Source organism: Mesobacillus jeotgali (genome assembly GCF_014856545.2).
Taxonomy (GTDB): domain Bacteria; phylum Bacillota; class Bacilli; order Bacillales; family Cytobacillaceae; genus Mesobacillus.
Map to the genome: position 1 here is coordinate 1,888,049 of NZ_CP109811.1, position 19,390 is coordinate 1,907,438.

The window sequence follows — 19,390 nt, forward strand, 5'->3', positions numbered from 1 at the left end:
CTCTTGTTAAAATAATGCCTCAATACTAAAATAGTTAAATGAAAACATATTGATTTTATCATGTTTATTCCAATTTACAACCACTTTTACACTTACTTTCAAAATTTTTGTTTGCGGCATTATTTTGGTATGATGTCATTAGCTATATATATGGAAAGAAGGGTGTTATTTGGAACAGGAAAACGTATTTGAAAAAGTGATTCTTGTTGGCTGTCAGACGACTGAAGAAGAAGATCTTCGTTTTCAATATTCAATGGAGGAACTTGAATCACTTACGGAAACGGCAAAGGGAAATGTCCTGATGCAGGTTGTCCAAAAGCGGCCAAAGGTCCATCCTGCTACATACATTGGCAAAGGGAAGGTGGAAGAGCTCCAGGCACTTGAGGAGGAGCTCGAGCCGGATTTAATTATTTTTAATGATGAACTGTCGCCAAGCCAAAACCGCAATCTTTCAGCCGGCTTAAAGGCGAGAGTCATCGACCGTACACAGCTGATCCTTGATATTTTCGCTCAAAGGGCCCGCTCGAAAGAAGGGAAACTCCAGGTCGAGCTTGCTCAGCTTCAGTATCTTCTGCCGCGTCTTGGCGGTAAAGGGATTGAAATGTCACGACTTGGTGCGGGAATCGGGACGAGGGGACCTGGTGAAACAAAGCTGGAGTCAGACCGCCGGCACATCCGCAAACGTATCGATGATATTAAAACGCAATTGTCAGTCATCGTTCAGCACCGTGACCGCTACCGGGAGCGCCGGAAGAAGAACAAAACGTTCCAGATTGCTTTAGTCGGGTATACGAACGCAGGAAAGTCCACTCTTTTTAACCGGTTGACAGAAGCAGAGTCGTTTGAAGAAAATCAATTATTCGCTACCCTGGATCCAATGACTAGGAAAGCGATTTTACCAAGCGGCTTTACGGCTCTCCTGACAGATACGGTCGGATTCATCCAGGACTTGCCGACCACCTTGATCGCAGCTTTCCGTTCAACTCTGGAAGAAGTACGTGAAGCTGATTTGCTCCTGCATGTAGTGGATATGTCCAATGAGGATTATTTTTCACATGAACAGACAGTCAATAAATTGCTGGAGGACCTTGAAGTCCACCAAATCCCGCAGATTACCGTCTATAACAAGCGGGATATCGCCCACCAGGATTTCGTGCCAAATGCACAAAATGATACGGCGTTCATAAGTGCGTTCAGTGAGGAAGACCGCAGGAATCTCCTTGTGAAAATTGAACAGTCCATCATCGGAATGATGGAGCCATTCCATGTCCTTGTGCCGTCAGATGAAGGAAAACTGCTGGCACAGCTGAAAAATGAGACCATTCTTCGTGAGCTTGCTTTTGATGAAGATAAGCAGGGCTATGTCTGCAAGGGCTACTCTTTGACAGACCATCAGATTACCGGCCAGCTGAAACGGTTCTCGGTATAAATTGATTTTTCTTAAAAGATAGGAGAGCAACATGTTTAAACAACTAAAAAACGGGCAGATGCTGCAGCCTCTTGTCAGCGAAATTGAGCAGCAAATTGCACATGTGCACAAAAATATAGATGAACGGATTGATTCTAACCAATTCAGGGTATTGCAGAGTTTCCAGAAACATCGGGTGAGTGATTCCCATTTCATCCCGACCACCGGTTACGGATATGATGATGCCGGCAGGGAAACCCTCGAAAAGATTTACGCAGAGGTTTTCGGTGCAGAAGCCGGACTGGTCCGCCCGCAAATCATCTCCGGAACTCATGCGATTTCGATATCGCTATTTGGGATCCTTCGGCCTGGCGATGAGCTGTTATACATCACTGGAAAACCGTATGACACTCTTGAAGAGATCGTTGGGATACGCGGTACCGGAAACGGATCATTGAAGGAATTTGGAATTTCTTATAATACTGTGGATCTTACAGAAAAGGGAGACATTGATTGGGCTGCTGTCGAAAGAGCAATCAAACCTGAAACAAAAATGATCGGTATTCAGCGCTCCAAAGGGTATGCGACAAGACCGTCCTTCACTATCGAGCAAATTGGTGAAATGGTGAGGTTTGTAAAGGAAATCAAGCCTGATGTCGTCGTGTTTGTTGATAACTGTTATGGGGAGTTTGTTGAGGAGCTAGAACCATGCCATGTTGGCGCAGATTTGATGGCTGGCTCCTTGATTAAAAATCCTGGAGGCGGGATTGCTAAGACAGGCGGATACATAGTAGGCAAGGAAGAGTTTGTCGAGGCTTGTTCTTTCCGGATGACATCCCCGGGAATTGGGGCAGAGGCCGGTGCTTCTCTATACTCTTTACAAGAAATGTACCAGGGATTCTTCATGGCACCGCATGTTGTCGCACAAGCCTTGAAGGGTGCTGTATTCACAGCCGCAATGCTGGAAAGTCTAGGTATGAATTCCTCGCCAAAATGGAATGCGAAGCGAACCGATCTAATCCAGGCAGTCCAATTCGATGATCGGGATAAGATGGTTGCATTTTGCCAGGCCATTCAGTATGCATCCCCAATCAATTCTCATGTGACCGCACATCCTGCTTATATGCCGGGATATGAGGATGATGTGATTATGGCTGCTGGTACATTCATCCAAGGAGCGAGTATTGAATTAACAGCTGATGGGCCGATCAGGCCGCCATATGTCGCGTATGTGCAGGGTGGCTTAACCTATTCCCATGTTAAGATGGCTGTTTGTATTGCAATCGATTCTTTAATCGAAAAAGGTTTAATTCATATAAAATAGGTAAATATACAACAGGACGCTTGCTAAATAAGTCCTGTTCTTTTTTTATAATTTTTCATGTCAGATAATCTAACATATGTTTGACAACATACCTTACATTGAATATAATGAGAATATCTTAAAAGGAAGGAGGAGAAATCATCATGGGCGGAAGTGAAATTCGCCGGAATATGCCGCTCTTTAGCATTGGGATTGTCATGCAGCTGACAGATTTGACCGCCAGGCAAATCCGATACTATGAAGAGCATGAATTGATTTCTCCGGCAAGAACAGAGGGCAATAAACGACTCTTTTCCTTAAACGATATTGACAAGCTCCTTGAGATCAAAGACTTGATCGACCAGGGAGTCAACATGGCAGGCATCAAGCAAATATTTAATGTTAAACAACAGACAGCCATTAGTGCTGCTGAGAAAAAACAAGCTGAGAAAACGAGACGGGAGCTATCTGATGCCGATTTGCGTAAATTGCTTCGCAAAGAACTTCAGCAGGCAGGACGCTTTAACCGATCTGGCAATCATGGGGACATGTCGAGATTTTTTCATTAGTAATCAAAATTATCTATCATTAGAATTTTAGGAGGAACTTTTAACAATGGCTAAGACGTTTACAAGAGAAGACATTATTCGCTTATCAAAAGAAGAAAATGTAAAATTCATTCGTTTGCAGTTCACTGATATTTTAGGAACGATCAAGAACGTTGAAATCCCGATCAGCCAGCTTGAAAAAGCGCTTGATAACAAAATGATGTTCGATGGATCCTCCATTGAAGGCTTCGTTCGTATTGAAGAATCTGACATGTACCTGATCCCAGATTTGGATACATGGGTAATCTTCCCTTGGACAGCTGAAAAAGGTAAGGTTGCGCGTTTGATCTGTGATATCAAAAATGCTGATGGCACACCATTTGCGGGCGACCCGCGCGGTAACCTCAAGCGCATTCTGAAGGAAATGGAAGAGCTTGGCTTCACAAACTTCAATCTTGGACCAGAACCGGAATTCTTCCTGTTCAAGCTGGATGTCAATGGAGAGCCTACACTTGAATTGAATGACAATGGTGGCTACTTCGACCTTGCACCAACCGATCTTGGCGAAAACTGCCGCCGCGATATCGTTCTTGAGCTGGAAGAGATGGGCTTCGAGATTGAAGCATCTCACCATGAGGTTGCTCCTGGACAGCACGAAATCGACTTCAAATATGCAGATGCTTTGACAGCTTGTGACCAGATCCAGACTTTCAAGCTTGTTGTTAAAACTATTGCCCGTAAACACGGTCTGCACGCAACATTCATGCCGAAGCCATTGTTCGGCGTAAATGGATCCGGAATGCACTGCAACATGTCATTGTTCCGCAACGGCGAGAACTCATTCTATGATCCATCCGATAAGAAACTAGAGCTAAGCGAAACTGCTTACCAGTTCATCGCTGGAACATTGAAGCATGCTTCTGGATTTACAGCTGTAACAAACCCGACTGTAAACTCATATAAGCGTCTGGTACCTGGTTATGAAGCACCTTGCTACGTTGCATGGTCTGCTAAAAACCGTTCACCATTGATCCGTATCCCTGCATCACGCGGCTTGAGTACACGTGTTGAAGTCCGCAGTGTCGATCCTGCAGCTAACCCGTACCTTGCAATGGCAGTATTGCTTGCAGCAGGCCTTGACGGAATCAAGAATAAAATGACTCCTCCTTCATCAGTAGACCGCAACATCTACGTGATGAACAAAGAAGAGCGTGTAGAAGAAGGAATCGATGATCTGCCGCCAACATTGGCAGCTGCTCTCGACCAGCTGAAGAAGAACGAAGTAATCAGCGCAGCACTTGGCGACCACATTCTCGAACACTTCATCGAAGCAAAAGAGATCGAATGGGATATGTTCCGTACCCAGGTCCACCCATGGGAGCGCGAACAGTACATGAGCATGTATTAATAGAACAAAATGACCTCCTGACTCTGTCAGGAGGTCATTTTTTTAAAAAAGTGACTGGAGCAAGCGCGCCTTTTAAGGTGAAAAGAGCATTAGCAATATCACTATGACTTTCCTTGCAAATTACTAGCACTTTCCCAACAATCCCTGCAAAAATCACCACATATCACTTCTTTTACCTTCTACAAGTAGAATTTCTTCAGCAAAAATTAAAATTTTCAGAAAAATAATTGACTTTTTCCTATATACACGTTATCTTTGTTTTAAAATATATAACACATTTATAGTGTTACGGTTATATAACGTTATATAAATAAAATTTTATGTATTACAGGGGGCGGAATCTTGATTCTACATGAAATTGAAATGAGCAGTCGTGAGTCCATCGAAGAGATCCAACTTCAAAGACTCAAGGCAGTAGTGGAGAAAGTTGCCCAAAGGGTACCGTTTTACAAGAAGAAATTTACGGAGGTAAATTTTTCGCCTGATAGGCTAAATAGTCTGGAAGATTTGGAAGCGCTTCCTTTCACTGAGAAGCATGACCTTCGGAATCACTATCCTTTCGGGCTTTTCGCTGTCCCGCAAAGTGAATTGGTCAGAGTACACGCCTCGTCGGGAACAAGCGGCAAGCCGACGGTGGTCGGCTATACACAAAATGATATCGAAATGTGGGGAGAGATTGTCGCCAGGGCGATTGCTCTTGGCGGCGGTGAACCAGGCAATTTCCTGCATAATGCTTATGGGTATGGCCTTTTTACTGGCGGATTGGGCTTGCATTACGGAAGTGAAAAGCTGGGGATGGTGACAGTACCGGTTTCCGGCGGCAACACCCAGAGACAAATCATGTTGATTGAAGATTTTAAACCGCAGGTCATTTGCGGGACACCTTCTTACATTCTGAATATCGCTGAAACGATGGAGGAAATGGGCATGGACCCGCGCGAAACTTCATTGAAATACGGTATTTTCGGGGCTGAGCCTTGGTCAGAAGAAATGAGGAAGGCGCTCGAAGAAAAGCTGGGAATTAAGGCATGCGATATTTACGGTCTTAGCGAAGTGATCGGGCCTGGTGTCGCAAGTGAATGCCATGAAGCACAGGCGGGATTGCATGTTGCCGAAGATCATTTTTTAGTTGAGGTAATTGACCCTGAAACGTTAAAACCTGTTCCTGAGGGGGAAGAAGGGGAACTGGTATTCACAAGCCTGACGAAGGAAGCCTTTCCGGTCATCCGCTATCGTACGGGTGATATTGCTTCAGTAACTAAGGAAAAATGCAGCTGCGGACGGACGACAGTCAGAATGTCCCGTGTCAAAGGAAGAATCGATGACATGCTAAACATCAATGGCGTTAATGTGTTCCCATCACAGATTGAACATTGCCTGCTGACAGTACCTGAACTTGCCCCTCATTACCAGATTCAGATTTTACAGAAGCGTACGTTAAAAGTTCTTGAGCTGCATGTTGAGATGAATGAGGAATATTTCACAGGGATTGGGGCGGATCCGATTTCGGATTCGGTTTATCAGCTGGAGCAAAGGATTCAGTCATTGCTGAGGAGCCAGTGCCTGATATCAATGGAGGTGCGGGTGCATCGTCCAAAAACAATACCGCGCTCTGAAGGGAAAGCAGTTCGGATTGTAGATAAAACAAAGGAACCTATTGGAACTTAAATCTAAGGAGGTAAGGCAGCATGGAAAACACAATTTCCTTCGATCTAATGAGCGAAGAAGCGAAATATGAGCACTTCATGAGCCGGATTGAAGCAGGCGATAAAGTTGAGGCAGAAGACTGGATGCCGGATGACTATCGAATGACACTGATCAAGCTTATATCAATGCATGGCATCAGTGAAATAATGGGTGCGCTCCCGGAAAAAGAATGGGTCCCAAAAGCGCCTACTTTGAAAAGAAAGCTGGGGATCATGGCGAAGGTGCAGGATGAAATGGGACACGGCCAACTTTTGTTAAGAGTGGCCGAAGATTTGATGAAGCCGCTGGGAAAATCACGCGAGAACATCATACAGGATTTGCTTTCCGGCGACTTGAAATTCCACAATGTCTTCCATATGGAAGCAAAAACATGGGGAGATGCCGGATTGATTGGCTGGCTTGTCGATGGTGCAGCCATTATATCCCAGACGAATATGCTTGATGCTTCGTATGGGCCATACGCAAGAGCGTTGAAGCGAATCTGCGCGGAGGAGGTTTTCCATGCCCAGCACGGCGAGGCGATCATCATGGCGCTTGCAGAAGGAACTGACGAGCAGAAAGCGATGATTCAGGATTCGTTAGACCGCTGGTGGGAAGCGCTTCTAATGTTCTTCGGTCCTGCAGATGCGTCTACTACTGGAACTTCCAAACAGGACACAACCATCAAGTACAGGATCAGAACGAAAACAAACGAGGAGCTCCGCCAGGACTTTTTCACAAAATATATTCCAAGGGTCCTGTCGCTTGGTTTGAAGCTGCCAGATGAAACGATGCATTTTGACCAGGAGTCAGGCATGTGGCAATACAAGCAGCCGGACTGGAGCAAGTTCAAGCAAATCATCAAGAATAATGGACCAAAATCAAAGGATCGTTTAAGGCTTAGGGAAATTTCCTATAGCAACAATAAATGGGTCATCGACGCATTGAGCGCTAAAGCATAAGCCACCAGCTAATGAAGAATTAGCCGAGGGAATTCCACAGGAAAGGAGAGAGATCATGTCTGGGAATGGATTTTATCAGGAGTTTGAAGTCTTCAGCAAAAGGACGGTCAATTCGCCTATGCAGTACCAGTTCTCATTGCTGGCTCCGAACCACGAGCTGGCCCTTGTGATGGCTCAGGAAAATTTCATGAGGCGGGAGCCGGTTGCCGATATTTGGGTCGTCAAGCGGGATGATATCAGAAAGATGTCGCTTGAAGAGCGCCAAACATTGCAAAGGCTTGATAACAAGGATTACAGGAATACAAAGGGCTACGGTTATTTGAAAAAGAAATGGCGCTACTACGAGCAGGAAATGCTTGATGAAAAGGAGATCTTGTCATGGGGAGGGAAGCAGGAGAAATGAAATATGAACTTGAAGATGCGTTGAAAAATGAAACCCTTCACGACGCTGCAGTTGAACTCCTGTTCCAGCTTGCTGATGATGATTTCATTATTGCCTACCGGGGTTCTGAGTGGCTGGGGCTTGCTCCCCATATTGAAGAGGACGTCGCTTTCTCTTCTATCAGCCAGGATACAATGGGCCATGCGGCAATGTTTTATCAGCTTCTTAGCGACCTAGGGGCTGGTGATCCTGACCAGCTTGCCCACAGCAGGCCGGCAGCAGAACGAAAGAATGCGATTTTACTAGAAAAAGTGAACGGCCCGGGTACGTATTTGACAGAGCCGCATTATGACTGGGCATTTGCTGTAGTGAGGAACTATTTTTACGCCCAGGCCAAGAAAGTGAAAATTGAATCACTGAAGAATTCATCCTACCAGCCAATGGCTGAAGCGGCAGTGAAGATCAATATGGAACTTTACTACCATTTACTGCACTGGAAAACGTGGTTCTCCCAGCTTGTGAGTGCCGGTGGAGAAGCGAGGACAAGAATGGAAGCCGCGATGGAGAAGGTTTTTGTTGAACTTGAAGGATTGTTCTCGATGGGAAGCCAGGCCGAAGAATTCTCAAAGCACAATTTGATAGATTCAGAGGAAGCTCTGAGAACGAAATGGATGCAAATGATGGCACCTGTTTTTGAATCCCTTAACCTGGAGATGCCAGATCAATTCGGGATGATGAGCGGAAATGGGCGAAATGGCGAGCATACCGCTGACTTGCAGACTGCTCTAGATACATTGAGTGAGGTCTATATATCCGATCCGGCAGCAAGCTGGTGATGATGAATGATAAGAGATAAAATCATCGATGCTTTGCAGACTGTGAAAGATCCTGAGATCGACAGTGTATCGATTATTGAACTGGGTATGCTTGATGAAGTCAAAATCACCTCAAATGATGTTTTGATAAAGCTATTGCCTACCTTCATGGGCTGTCCGGCACTAGATATCATCAAAAACAATGTTGTCAAAGCGGTCTTATCCATTGATGAAGTTGAAAAAGTGGATGTGAAATTCATCTTTCATCCCCCTTGGACATCAGATCGTGTCACTGATCTTGGCAGGGAAAAGCTCAAGGAATTCGGCATCGCACCTCCGCCAAGGCATATTACAGAAACGGGTGAGTGGCAGGCTGATTGCCCTTACTGCGGCTCAACCTATACGACCATGGAAAATCTCTTTGGCCCGACTGCCTGCCGCAGTATTCTATACTGCAAGTCATGCAAAAACCCTTTCGAGGCAATGAAACCAGTATCAACTTTGATGTGACGCCAAAGTCGAAAAAAGGAACCTTGGTGTCACATCAATTGATTAATAGCTTCAAGAAGCAATGCATATATTCTATTTGGTCTATAAAAATTTTAAAGAGAAAAGGGAGAGATTTTTAATGGTAAAACTAATCGCGATTTACAAGCATCCACAGGACAAAGAGGCATTTGACAAGCACTATTTTGAAACGCACGCCCCGCTGACTGCAAAAATTCCTGGTCTCCGTAAAATGGAAGTGACACGCATCGTCGGAAGCCCAATGGGCGGGGAAGGTAAATATTATCTAATGTGTGAAATGTACTATGACGACCATGAGGCATTAAAAGCTGGGATGAAATCTGCTGAGGGCAGAGCTTCTGGAAAGGATGTTATGAGCTTTGCGGGTGATCTGGTCACGATGATGATCGGTGAAGAAGTGAATGAATAGAAACTATGAAATGATCGAAACGACTGTAAAAGGACATATTGGATTAATACAGCTTAATCGCCCGAAGGTCCTCAATGCCTTGAACAGGCAAATGGTTTCGGAGGTGCTTTCGGCAATGGAAGCATATGACGAGGATGCTGACATTAAGGTGATTGTCCTCGCAGGCAAGGGAAGGGCATTTGCTGCAGGTGCCGATATCGATGAAATGATGGACGCGGACGCAATCTCAATGGAAACATTGAACCAGTTCACTGACTGGGATCGGCTTGCCTGGATCAAAAAGCCTGTCATCGGGGCTGTACATGGATTTGCCCTGGGCGGTGCATTTGAGCTGGCGCTATGCTGCGACATGCTGTTTGCCGCAGAAAATGCGGAATTCGGATTCCCTGAAGTCAATCTTGGCGTCATGCCGGGAGCAGGCGGAACGCAAAGGCTCACAAAGCTCGTTGGCAAAACGAAGGCAATGGAATGGATCCTCAGCGGCAAGCGTATCTCTGCCAAAGAAGCATTGCACCATGGAATCATTAATTCTACTTTTGCTGAGGAAGTCCTGATGGAAGAAACACTAAAATTCGCCAATACAATCGCGAAGCAGGCTCCAGTTGCTGTAAGACTGATTAAAGAGTCGGTGCTGAAAGCAGTCGATTATCCTTTATATGAAGGAATGCAATATGAACGCAAGAACTTTTACATGCTTTTTGCAACGGAAGACCAGAAGGAAGGCATGAGGGCTTTCAAGGAAAAACGGAAGCCTGAATTTAAAGGGAAATAAGGGGGTACATAGACATGTTTGAAACCGTTTTATATGAAGTGCGGAATCAGGTAGCCTACATCACCCTGAACCGCCCTGATAAATTGAATGCCTTCACTCAGCAATTGAACAAGGAAATACAAACCGCAATCAAGTCTGCTTCACGGGATAAAGACGTTAGAGCGCTGGTTATCACTGGAGCAGGGCGGGCGTTTTGTTCAGGCGAGGATTTGGCAGGGGTTTCAGATGAAATGGACCATGGCGAAGTGCTTCGCAAACGCTATAATCCGATGCTTTTGGAACTTGACCGTTGTGAAAAACCGGTCATTGCCGCCGTTAATGGGGTGGCGGCAGGAGCTGGAATGAGCTTAGCGCTTGCCTGTGATTTCCGGATTGCTTCTGAAAAAGCTAGTTTCGTAGAGGCCTTTATCCATGTCGGCCTTGTTCCTGACGCCGGCAATCTATATTATCTTCCACGGCTGATCGGCCACGCGAAAGCAATGGAGCTTGCTGTATTTGGAGAAAAAATTCCTGCAGACAAGGCAAAGGATCTGGGGCTGGTAACAGAAGTCTACTCATTGGACAACTGGAACGACAATGTTGCTGTATTTGCAGAGAGACTTGCCAATATGCCTACTAAGGCAATTGGCCTAATCAAAAGGAACTTGAAGGCAAGCTGGCATACAAGCTTTGAGGAGTATCTGGAAAGAGATGCCCAGAGCCAGCGAATTGCCGGGCAGACCGCAGACCATAAAGAAGGCGTCCAGGCGTTCATGGCAAAAAGAAAACCAGTCTTCAAGGGTGAATAAATTATCAATCAATCTACTAAAAGGAGATGTTACGCGTGACAACAGTAAAAGAGCAAAAATTCGAAGCAATGGCAGTAAAACGCGAGACATATCAGCTAATCATCAATGGAGTACGCCAGGACAGCGTCAATGGTGAAACGTACAAAGTCTACAATCCGGCGACAGGCGAGGAAGTTGCAACTGTGGCTAAGGCTTCAAAAGAAGACGCAGAGCTTGCGGTACAGGCTGCAAGAAATGCATTCGATTTTGGGAAGTGGCGTCATTTCCCTGTAAACAAGCGCTCCCGCACATTGAATAAGATCGCTTCCATCATGCGCTCCCGTTTCAATGAGCTGGTAGAGTTGGAGATTCTTGATACAGGTAAATCTCTGGCTGCAGCACAGGGACAGGTAATGCAGGCAATCGAGGATTTCGAGTTTTACGCAGGTGCGATTGTCAGCCACCGCGGTGCTGTGAACAGCATGCCTGGTGCATTCCAGAATATTACCGAAAAAGAGCCTGTCGGCGTTTGTGCCCAGATCATTCCTTGGAACTATCCAATGATGATGGCGGCTTGGAAGATTGCTCCTGCGATTGCAGTCGGCTGCTCGGTTGTCGTGAAGCCAGCATCACTGACACCATTATCAGCAGTCGTCCTCGGTGAAATCTGTATCGAAGCAGGTGTACCTGAAGGCGTTGTGAACGTCATTCCTGGATCTGGTTCAGTAGTGGGGAACTATCTGGTCGAGCACGATAAAGTCGACAAAGTAGCTTTTACAGGTTCAACGCCAATCGGCAAGGATATCATGGCAAGAGCTTCTCAAACGCTAAAGCGTGTGACTCTTGAACTTGGCGGAAAGTCACCGAGCATTGTTTTTGAAGATGCGGATATCGATGCTGCAGTAGCGGGCTCTCTATTCGGGATCTTCTACAATACGGGCCAATCATGCGAAGCACGTTCTCGTTTGTATGTCCATGAGGATGTATATGATGAGTTCATGGAGAAATTCGTGACAAAAACAAAGCAGCTTAAGCTTGGAAATCCATTTGAAAAGGAAACTCATGTCGGCGCCGTCATCAGCCAGGACCAAATGGATGTCATTGATGGATATGTAAAATCTGCAGTGGCTGACGGAGCTGAAGTTTTAACAGGAGGAAAAGCTGCGAATCTCGAAGGCTATGAAAATGGTTACTGGTATGAACCTACCATCATCGCTGAAACGACTCACAGCATGAAGGCTGTTAAAGAAGAAATTTTCGGGCCGGTTGTTGTCGTCATGAAGTTCAAGGATGAAAAAGAAGCTGTCAAACTGGCGAATGACAGTGAATATGGACTTGGATCTGCCATTTGGACGAAGGATTACGGCCGTGCAACAAGGGTATCAAAACAGATCCAGGCGGGGATCGTCATGATCAACTGCCCGTTCTCTGCATTCCCGGGCACACCATTCGGCGGCTATAAGCAATCCGGATTCGGCCGCGAACTCAGCATTGAAACACTCGATTTATATACAGAAACAAAGAGTATCGTCTCTTATTACGGCAGCCGCCCGCTAAATCCGTTTAACGTTTAATCATGAGGCGAGCACTCTACGACCTGGGTGCTCGCCTTTCAGTTTTTGTGAACAGGAGGAATATATAATGAAGAAACTCATCGTAATCGGTTCGGGTGTCATGGGAAGAGGAATTGCCTATGTCAGCAGCCTGGGCGGTTTTAATACTGTCCTGATTGATGTTGATGAAAAACAGCTTCTTAACGCCGAACAAGAAATCAACAGCATTTTTGATAAGGGGATTGCCAGAGGGAAAATCGCGCTAGAAGACGCAGAGTCCGCTAAAACAAGACTGAAATATTCGAATTTCCTTGCTGATAATGTGAAGGATGCTGACCTGGTCATAGAAGCCGTGCCTGAAAAAATAGATATAAAGAAAACGATTTTCGAAGTGATAGACCAGCATGCTCCTGAACATTGCCTGTTTGCGTCCAATACATCGACAATGAGCCCTACTGAAATTGCCTCTTTTACGAAGCGTCCTGAGAAGGTCATCGCGATGCATTTCTTCAATCCGGTCCACAAAATGCCGCTTGTAGAAATTATCCGAGGTCTGGAAACGAGCAATGAAACAGCTGAAGCAATCCAGAAAGCGGCAATCCAGATGGGAAAAGAAACAGTCATCGTCAACGAATTTCCCGGTTTCGTGACAAGCCGGATCAGCGCGTTAGTCGGCAACGAAGCCTTTTACATGCTGCAGGAAGGGTTGGGCAGCCCGGAGGATATCGATAAGGCAATTAAGCTTGGATTGAATTATCCGATGGGGCCATTCGAGTTGGGTGATCTTGTTGGGCTGGATACACGCTTGAACAATTTGAAATACCTCCATGAGAAGCTCGGTGAAAAATACCGCCCGGCACCATTGCTTGAGCAATACGTTAAAGCTGGCCGTCTTGGCAGGAAGACTGGACGCGGTGTGTACGACTATCGAGAATCTGTGACGACGAAGTAGAGGAGGATGGCGATGAGAGAAGTTGTGATTGTTGATGCAGTAAGAACACCGATTGGAAGATACAACGGAAGTCTCCGTCATATCCGCCCGGATGATTTAGGGGCAATTGTTATCAAGGCGTTGATGGACCGTAATCCAGATGTGACTGCAGCTGAAATTGAAGAAGTAGTTTTGGGGAATGCGAACCAGGCAGGCGAAGATAATCGCAACGTTGCAAGGATGTCAGGACTGTTGGCTGGACTGCCTGTCGAAGTTGCCGGGACAACCATCAACCGATTATGCGGTTCTGGTCTGGATGCTGTCAACTATGCGGCCAGAGCGATATTGGCCGGTGAAGGCGACATTTTCATCGCCGGAGGAACGGAAAGCATGACAAGAGCGCCATTCGTGATGGCCAAGCCGGAAAAAGATTTCCCTCGCGGCAATATGGAGATGTTCGATACGACAATCGGATGGCGTTTCGTAAACACCAAGCTGAAGGAAATGTACGGAACGGACAGCATGCCGGAGACAGCAGAGAATGTCGCGAAAAAGTATAGCATTTCCAGGGAAGCCCAGGACGAATTTGCAGCAGAAAGCCAGCTTCGCGCACAGAAAGCAGTGGAAGCCGGGCGATTTGAAAACGAGATCGTTCCTGTTGTTTACGAAGATAAAAAAGGGAACAAGGCTGTGATTGACTCTGATGAACATCCACGGCCAGGAACAACCATTGAAAAGCTGGCAAAGCTAAAGCCTTTGTTCAAGGATGGAACGGTAACGGCAGGCAATGCTTCTGGAGTGAACGACGGTGCGTCTGCACTCCTTTTGATGAGCCGAGAGAAGGCTGTTGAGCTTGGTTTGAAGCCACTGGCAAAATATATTGTATCAGCGACAGCGGGATTGGAGCCTTCCATCATGGGCATGGGCCCTGTTTATGCTGTTCAAAAGGCTCTGAAGCGTGCGAATCTGTCTGTTGAAGATATGGATTTGATTGAGTTGAACGAGGCGTTTGCTGCCCAATCCCTCGGCTGCATTCAGGAGCTTGGGCTGGATCAATCTAAGGTCAATGTAAACGGCGGGGCCATTGCGTTCGGCCATCCGCTCGGTGCAAGCGGTGCCCGTATTTTGACAACCCTTTTATATGAAATGAAAAAGCGGGATTCCAGGTATGGACTTGCGACTATGTGTGTAGGTGTTGGCCAGGGAATTGCCACGATTATCGAGAATATAGGAGAGAAATAAAATGAACAACATCAAATTCCAGAAAGAGCAACATATAGCCTATGTAACGCTTGACCGGCCGGAATCACTGAACTGTTTCAATTTTGAAACGCTTCAGGAGCTGGGCGATTTAGTAGACAGACTGCATACTGATACAGACGTCAGAGTAGTTATTTTTACCGGAGCAGGGGAGAAAGCCTTCAGTGCAGGCGCCGATCTGAAAGAAAGGAAGCATCTTACAGATGCGGAAGTGCGCCGCAATGTAAAGAAGATCCGCGATGTTTTCAGCGCGATTGCCGACCTGCCGCAGCCGACGATTGCCGCTGTCAACGGCTTTGCTTTTGGCGGTGGTTTCGAACTGATGCTCGCCTGTGACTTTAAAATTGCTGCAGACAATGCCTTGATGGGCATGACAGAGGTGAGCTGGGGCATTATTCCGGGTGCAGGCGGTACACAGCGTCTGTCCAGGCTGATTGGTGAGATGAAGGCGAAGGAACTGATTTTTACAGCGAGAAAAATTTCCGCTGAGAAGGCTTATGAACTGGGAATTCTTACAGCGGTGGAATCAAAAGAGAATGTCATGGCAGCCTGCAAGGAGCTTGCTCAGGAAATCCTCCAGAATGCGCCAATTGCCGTGAGACAGGCAAAATATGCCATCCATCATGGCAGCAGCACCGACCTGCAGACAGGGCTGGCAATCGAATCCAAAGCTTATGAAGTAACCATTCCAACAAAGGATCGAGTGGAAGCGTTAAATGCCTTCAGTGAAAAACGCAAGGCTGTTTTTACGGCACAGTAAATCCATAGGGAGAAATCCCTATGGTTTTTCACTTTTTAAGCAAAAAGTTTTTGCAAAATAATGATAATACTGTAAAATATTCTATAACGGTTTTATTACGTATATCAAAAACGGATGAGGATGACATAAGCTTGAATACTAGATCAATGATTTTCACCTTATACGGTGACTATATCTCCCATTATGGGAGCAAGATTTGGATTGGCAGCCTGATTCGGCTGCTGAATGAATTTGGACATAATGACCAGTCGGTGAGAGCGGCTATTTCACGCATGAATAAACAGGGCTGGGTCCAGGCTGAAAAAATTGGCAACAAGAGCTATTACTCCCTGACACCGCGCGGTCAGAAAAGGATTGACGAGGCGGGCAAGCGTATTTTTAAGTTGAAGCCAGAGGAATGGGACGGAAAATGGAGAATCCTCATGTACACCATTCCTGAGGAAATCCGCAATGTCCGCGACGAATTGCGCAAGGAACTGATATGGAGCGGCTTTGGATCGATGTCGAACAGCTTCTGGATTTCAGCCAATAATCTCGAAAGACAGGTCAGGGACCTGATCGAGAAATACGAAATCGAACAATATGTCGATTTCTTTGTAGCCGAGTACAAAGGTCCGCATGAAAATCTTCGGCTTGTTGAAAAAAGCTGGGACTTAAAAGAGATTAATGCCAAATACCACGATTTCATCAGTGAGTACAGCCAGAAATACATCATCGATAAAAACAAAATCCAAAAAGGGAGCATGTCCGACGCCGAATGCTTCGTGGAGCGCACAAAGCTGGTACATGAATACAGGAAGTTCCTCTTTTTTGACCCGGGTCTCCCTGAGGAGCTTTTGCCGGAAAAATGGCTGGGTAGCCACGCCGCCGCATTGTTCAGCGAATACTACAAAGAACTTGCCGAACCTGCATCCCGCTTTTTCGAGTCCGTCTTCAAAGAAGGAAACGAAATCAAGCATAAAGACGTGGACTATAACGTCATGGACCACCCGTATATACTAGAATAGTTTTATGCCATCCTTGCGCTGTCTAGGATGGCTTTCTTTCATCATTGTCGATGGTTAAGCTGTTTTAGGTATCTTCAACTTATGACAGGTTTGGCGTAGGAAGAGGAAAAGCTGTCAAAAGAATGCCCGACTTAAGACAGGTCTGGCATCAAATGCAGCAAAGCTGTCAAAAGAAAGGCCAACTTAAAACAGGTTTGGCGTGAAATGGAGAAAAGCTGTCAAAAGAAAGGCCAACTTAAGACAGGTTTGGCGTGAAATGGAGAAAAGCTGTCAAAAGAAAGCCCGACTTAAGACAGGTCTGGCATCAAATGCAGCAAAGCTGTCAAAAGAAAGCCTAACTTAAGACAGGTTTTGCGTGAAACACAGAAAAGCTGTCACAAGAAGCCCGAACTTCAGACAGGTTTGCAATGGAAAGAGGAAAAGTTGTCATAAGAAGCCGCATTTGATCTGTGTAAAGAATAACAGCTATTTTCCCAAAAGGATGTTCTAGGAGGATTAACATGAAAGTACGAGACAGAGGCATAATAGTTGGCAGGATGTCCCCTGGGACCAATAACTGTATAACAGATGTACCTGGTTTAATGGTCGGCCATGTAACATTGGATTATCCTCTGGATGACAAAGGTGAGGAGTATGCCTGTACTGGTGTGACGGCAATTCTGCCGCATGGAGGGAATTTGTTCAAAGAAAAAGTTACCGCCGCCAGCTATGTCCTAAACGGTTTTGGGAAGACGACGGGCCTCGTCCAGGTGAATGAACTCGGAACGATCGAGTCACCCATTATGCTGACGAATACCTTAGGAGTGCCGGCTGTCACCCAGGGTACCCTGGAGTACATGCTTGCTGAAAATGAAGAGATTGGCGAGACGACGGGCACGATCAATATTGTCGTCGGTGAATGCAATGACAGCTATTTAAACTCGATTCGTCTTTTTCCGGTAAAGCCGGAAAATGCCATACAGGCAATTAAGAAAGCTTCAGCAATTCCGGCAGAAGAAGGTGCCGTTGGAGCGGGAAAAGGAATGGTTTGTTTCGGTCATAAAGGCGGCATAGGTACAGCATCCAGAATGATCGAAGCAGATGATCCACATATGATTGGCTGTCTGGTGCTCAGCAATTTCGGCAAAAAAGAAGAGTTTATGGCAGGGAAATATAACATTGAATCAATAAAAACAGGAATTGCCGAAACGGCAGACGGTTCCATCATGATTATTCTTGCAACAAATGCACCGTTAAGCGACCGGCAGCTGTTGCGCATGGCAAAGAGGTGTGGAATCGGCCTGGGCCGGACCGGCAGTCATTACAGTCATGGAAGCGGCGATATTGTGATTGCTTTTTCAACTGCCAATAAAACAATGCACGATTCAGACGAATACATTCAATCAAGCAGCATGATCAGGGATGACCATCCATTAATGAACGATCTATTCACGGCTGCAGCAGAAGCAACAGAAGAAGCAATCCTGAACTCCCTATCACAGGCTGAAACGACTAAAGGGAGAAAAGGCAGAGTTGTTGAAGCTTACCCTTTTTTGTAGGCAATATTAGGAGAAATGTGATAAGTTAAGAAAAACATAACCTGGGAGGAGAGTTACATATGCGAGACAAAGCAACTTTGAAGCAGGAGATTCTTGATGCTTTCCATTTTAGGCATGCCACAAAGGAATTTGATCCAAGCAAAAAGATTCCAGAGGATGACTTCCGTTTTATCCTGGAGACCGGCCAGTTATCTCCAAGCTCTTTTGGTTTTGAACCGTGGCGCTTCCTTGTTGTACAGAGTGAAGAGCTTCGCGAGAAAGTGAAAAATACTGCCTGGGGAGCGTATGGAAAGCTTCCGGAAGCAAGTCATTTTGTGATTATCCTTGCGAGGACAAAAGTTGATACTAAATATGATTCTGAATATCTTCAGGATCATTTTAGAAACAAGAAAAAGATGCCTGAGGAATTCATGGCGAATTACCTCAAGCGAATTGAGGAATTCCAGAAGTCTGATTTTAAATTGCTCGACGGAGACCGCCCGCTGTTTGATTGGGCGTGCAGGCAAACGTATATCGTCCTGGCTAATATGATGACGGCAGCAGCGCAAATCGGTATTGATTCCTGTCCGATTGAAGGTTTCAATTTTGAAAATATGAACAAACTTCTCGCTGATGAAGGATTGCTGGATGATGGCCATTTCGGAATTTCCGTCATGTGTGCGTTTGGCTATCGCGTAAAAGAACCGAATCCAAAGACAAGACGCCCATTGGATGACATAGTTAAATGGGTATAATAGTATAGCTGCTATCAAAACAAAGAGCCTGGCTGTCTGCCAGGCTCTTACTCTTTATTTAATCTCCTTTAAGCTCTCCCGATATTCCTTCCCCTTTTGAACATATGTATCGATCGATAGTTGAATCAGCTCCAGATCTTTATCGCCGATCTCCCTGACGACTTTCCCGGGTGATCCGACAACAAGAGACCGCGGCGGTATTTTTTTTCCCGCAGGTATCAAAGTATTGGCTCCGATAATACATTCTTCCCCGATTTCGGCTCCATCAAGGATGGTCGAGCCCATTCCGATAATGCATCGTTTCTTGATGGTGCAGCCATGAAGGATGGCGTTATGGCCGACCGTGACCTCGTCTTCAATGACAAGTGGCGAGCCTTCATAAAGATGGCACGTGACGTTATCCTGGATGCTGCAGCTGTCGCCTATAGTGATTGTATCTTCATCCCCGCGTAAAACTGCATTGAACCAAACGCTGGAATTCTTGCCGATTTTTACGTCGCCGATGATGAAACTGCCGGGTGCCTGGAAAACTGTTTCATCAACGACCGGGCTTTTATCGGAATAACTTAGAATCAATGAAAATCCCCCTTTTTCAATTGTCATAATTTTAGAACTAGTA

20 protein-coding genes are annotated in these 19,390 nt (G+C 45.8%); 19 read left to right on the forward strand and 1 reads right to left on the reverse strand.

Going from position 1 to position 19,390, the window contains the following annotated elements:
* The first annotated feature begins 169 nt into the window (after positions 1-169).
* From hflX to FOF60_RS09400, 19 genes are all read left to right on the forward strand, one after another.
* Positions 170-1,429: a GTPase HflX gene (gene hflX, locus FOF60_RS09310; protein WP_192473322.1), complete on the forward strand. Its 1,260-nt coding sequence runs from the start codon at positions 170-172 to the stop codon at positions 1,427-1,429.
* A 31-nt stretch (positions 1,430-1,460) separates the two neighbouring features.
* A complete protein-coding gene (locus tag FOF60_RS09315; protein WP_192473321.1) occupies positions 1,461-2,732 on the forward strand; it encodes a methionine gamma-lyase family protein in 1,272 nt (423 codons plus the stop codon).
* A gap of 143 nt (positions 2,733-2,875) precedes the next feature.
* Positions 2,876-3,280: a MerR family transcriptional regulator gene (locus tag FOF60_RS09320; protein ID WP_102262287.1), complete on the forward strand. Its 405-nt coding sequence runs from the start codon at positions 2,876-2,878 to the stop codon at positions 3,278-3,280.
* A gap of 46 nt (positions 3,281-3,326) precedes the next feature.
* Complete coding sequence (gene glnA, locus FOF60_RS09325) at positions 3,327-4,667, forward strand: type I glutamate--ammonia ligase (protein WP_192473320.1); 1,341 nt, start codon at positions 3,327-3,329, stop codon at positions 4,665-4,667.
* A 342-nt stretch (positions 4,668-5,009) separates the two neighbouring features.
* Positions 5,010-6,335: a phenylacetate--CoA ligase family protein gene (locus FOF60_RS09330; protein WP_192473319.1), complete on the forward strand. Its 1,326-nt coding sequence runs from the start codon at positions 5,010-5,012 to the stop codon at positions 6,333-6,335.
* A gap of 20 nt (positions 6,336-6,355) precedes the next feature.
* On the forward strand, positions 6,356-7,315 hold the full coding sequence (paaA, locus tag FOF60_RS09335) for a 1,2-phenylacetyl-CoA epoxidase subunit PaaA (protein ID WP_192473318.1): 960 nt from the start codon (positions 6,356-6,358) through the stop codon (positions 7,313-7,315).
* Between the two features lie 55 nt (positions 7,316-7,370).
* The gene (gene paaB / locus FOF60_RS09340; protein ID WP_192473317.1) at positions 7,371-7,718 is read left to right on the forward strand and encodes a 1,2-phenylacetyl-CoA epoxidase subunit PaaB; all 348 of its coding nucleotides are present in this window, start codon (positions 7,371-7,373) and stop codon (positions 7,716-7,718) included.
* The gene (gene paaC / locus FOF60_RS09345) at positions 7,715-8,533 is read left to right on the forward strand and encodes a 1,2-phenylacetyl-CoA epoxidase subunit PaaC (RefSeq protein WP_264647696.1); all 819 of its coding nucleotides are present in this window, start codon (positions 7,715-7,717) and stop codon (positions 8,531-8,533) included. Before paaB ends, paaC begins: the two co-directional genes overlap by 4 nt.
* A gap of 6 nt (positions 8,534-8,539) precedes the next feature.
* A complete protein-coding gene (gene paaD / locus FOF60_RS09350) occupies positions 8,540-9,022 on the forward strand; it encodes a 1,2-phenylacetyl-CoA epoxidase subunit PaaD (RefSeq protein ID WP_192473316.1) in 483 nt (160 codons plus the stop codon).
* Positions 9,023-9,140: 118 nt separating this feature from the next.
* The gene (locus FOF60_RS09355) at positions 9,141-9,449 is read left to right on the forward strand and encodes an EthD family reductase (RefSeq protein ID WP_192473315.1); all 309 of its coding nucleotides are present in this window, start codon (positions 9,141-9,143) and stop codon (positions 9,447-9,449) included.
* Positions 9,442-10,221: an enoyl-CoA hydratase-related protein gene (locus tag FOF60_RS09360; RefSeq protein ID WP_192473314.1), complete on the forward strand. Its 780-nt coding sequence runs from the start codon at positions 9,442-9,444 to the stop codon at positions 10,219-10,221. The genes FOF60_RS09355 and FOF60_RS09360 overlap by 8 nt, the downstream gene beginning before the upstream one ends.
* Positions 10,222-10,235: 14 nt before the next feature.
* Complete coding sequence (locus FOF60_RS09365; RefSeq protein ID WP_192473313.1) at positions 10,236-11,009, forward strand: enoyl-CoA hydratase-related protein; 774 nt, start codon at positions 10,236-10,238, stop codon at positions 11,007-11,009.
* 35 nt (positions 11,010-11,044) lie between these two features.
* Entirely contained in the window at positions 11,045-12,562 is a 1,518-nt protein-coding gene (locus tag FOF60_RS09370) for an aldehyde dehydrogenase family protein (protein ID WP_192473312.1), read from the forward strand.
* 67 nt (positions 12,563-12,629) lie between these two features.
* A complete protein-coding gene (locus FOF60_RS09375) occupies positions 12,630-13,493 on the forward strand; it encodes a 3-hydroxyacyl-CoA dehydrogenase (protein ID WP_225650427.1) in 864 nt (287 codons plus the stop codon).
* A 12-nt stretch (positions 13,494-13,505) separates the two neighbouring features.
* Complete coding sequence (pcaF, locus tag FOF60_RS09380; RefSeq protein WP_192473311.1) at positions 13,506-14,714, forward strand: 3-oxoadipyl-CoA thiolase; 1,209 nt, start codon at positions 13,506-13,508, stop codon at positions 14,712-14,714.
* Position 14,715: 1 nt separating this feature from the next.
* A complete protein-coding gene (locus FOF60_RS09385) occupies positions 14,716-15,492 on the forward strand; it encodes an enoyl-CoA hydratase-related protein (protein WP_192473310.1) in 777 nt (258 codons plus the stop codon).
* Positions 15,493-15,623: 131 nt separating this feature from the next.
* A complete protein-coding gene (gene paaX / locus FOF60_RS09390; protein ID WP_192473309.1) occupies positions 15,624-16,499 on the forward strand; it encodes a phenylacetic acid degradation operon negative regulatory protein PaaX in 876 nt (291 codons plus the stop codon).
* A 500-nt stretch (positions 16,500-16,999) separates the two neighbouring features.
* Positions 17,000-18,037, forward strand: coding sequence for a DmpA family aminopeptidase (locus FOF60_RS09395; RefSeq protein WP_192471239.1), 1,038 nt, complete (start codon positions 17,000-17,002; stop codon positions 18,035-18,037).
* A gap of 59 nt (positions 18,038-18,096) precedes the next feature.
* Complete coding sequence (locus FOF60_RS09400; RefSeq protein ID WP_192471240.1) at positions 18,097-18,771, forward strand: NAD(P)H-dependent oxidoreductase; 675 nt, start codon at positions 18,097-18,099, stop codon at positions 18,769-18,771.
* Between the two features lie 54 nt (positions 18,772-18,825).
* On the opposite strand, the gene FOF60_RS09405 is transcribed toward FOF60_RS09400, so the two are convergent.
* Entirely contained in the window at positions 18,826-19,347 is a 522-nt protein-coding gene (locus FOF60_RS09405; protein ID WP_192471241.1) for a gamma carbonic anhydrase family protein, read from the reverse strand.
* Between the last annotated feature and the right edge of the window lie 43 nt (positions 19,348-19,390).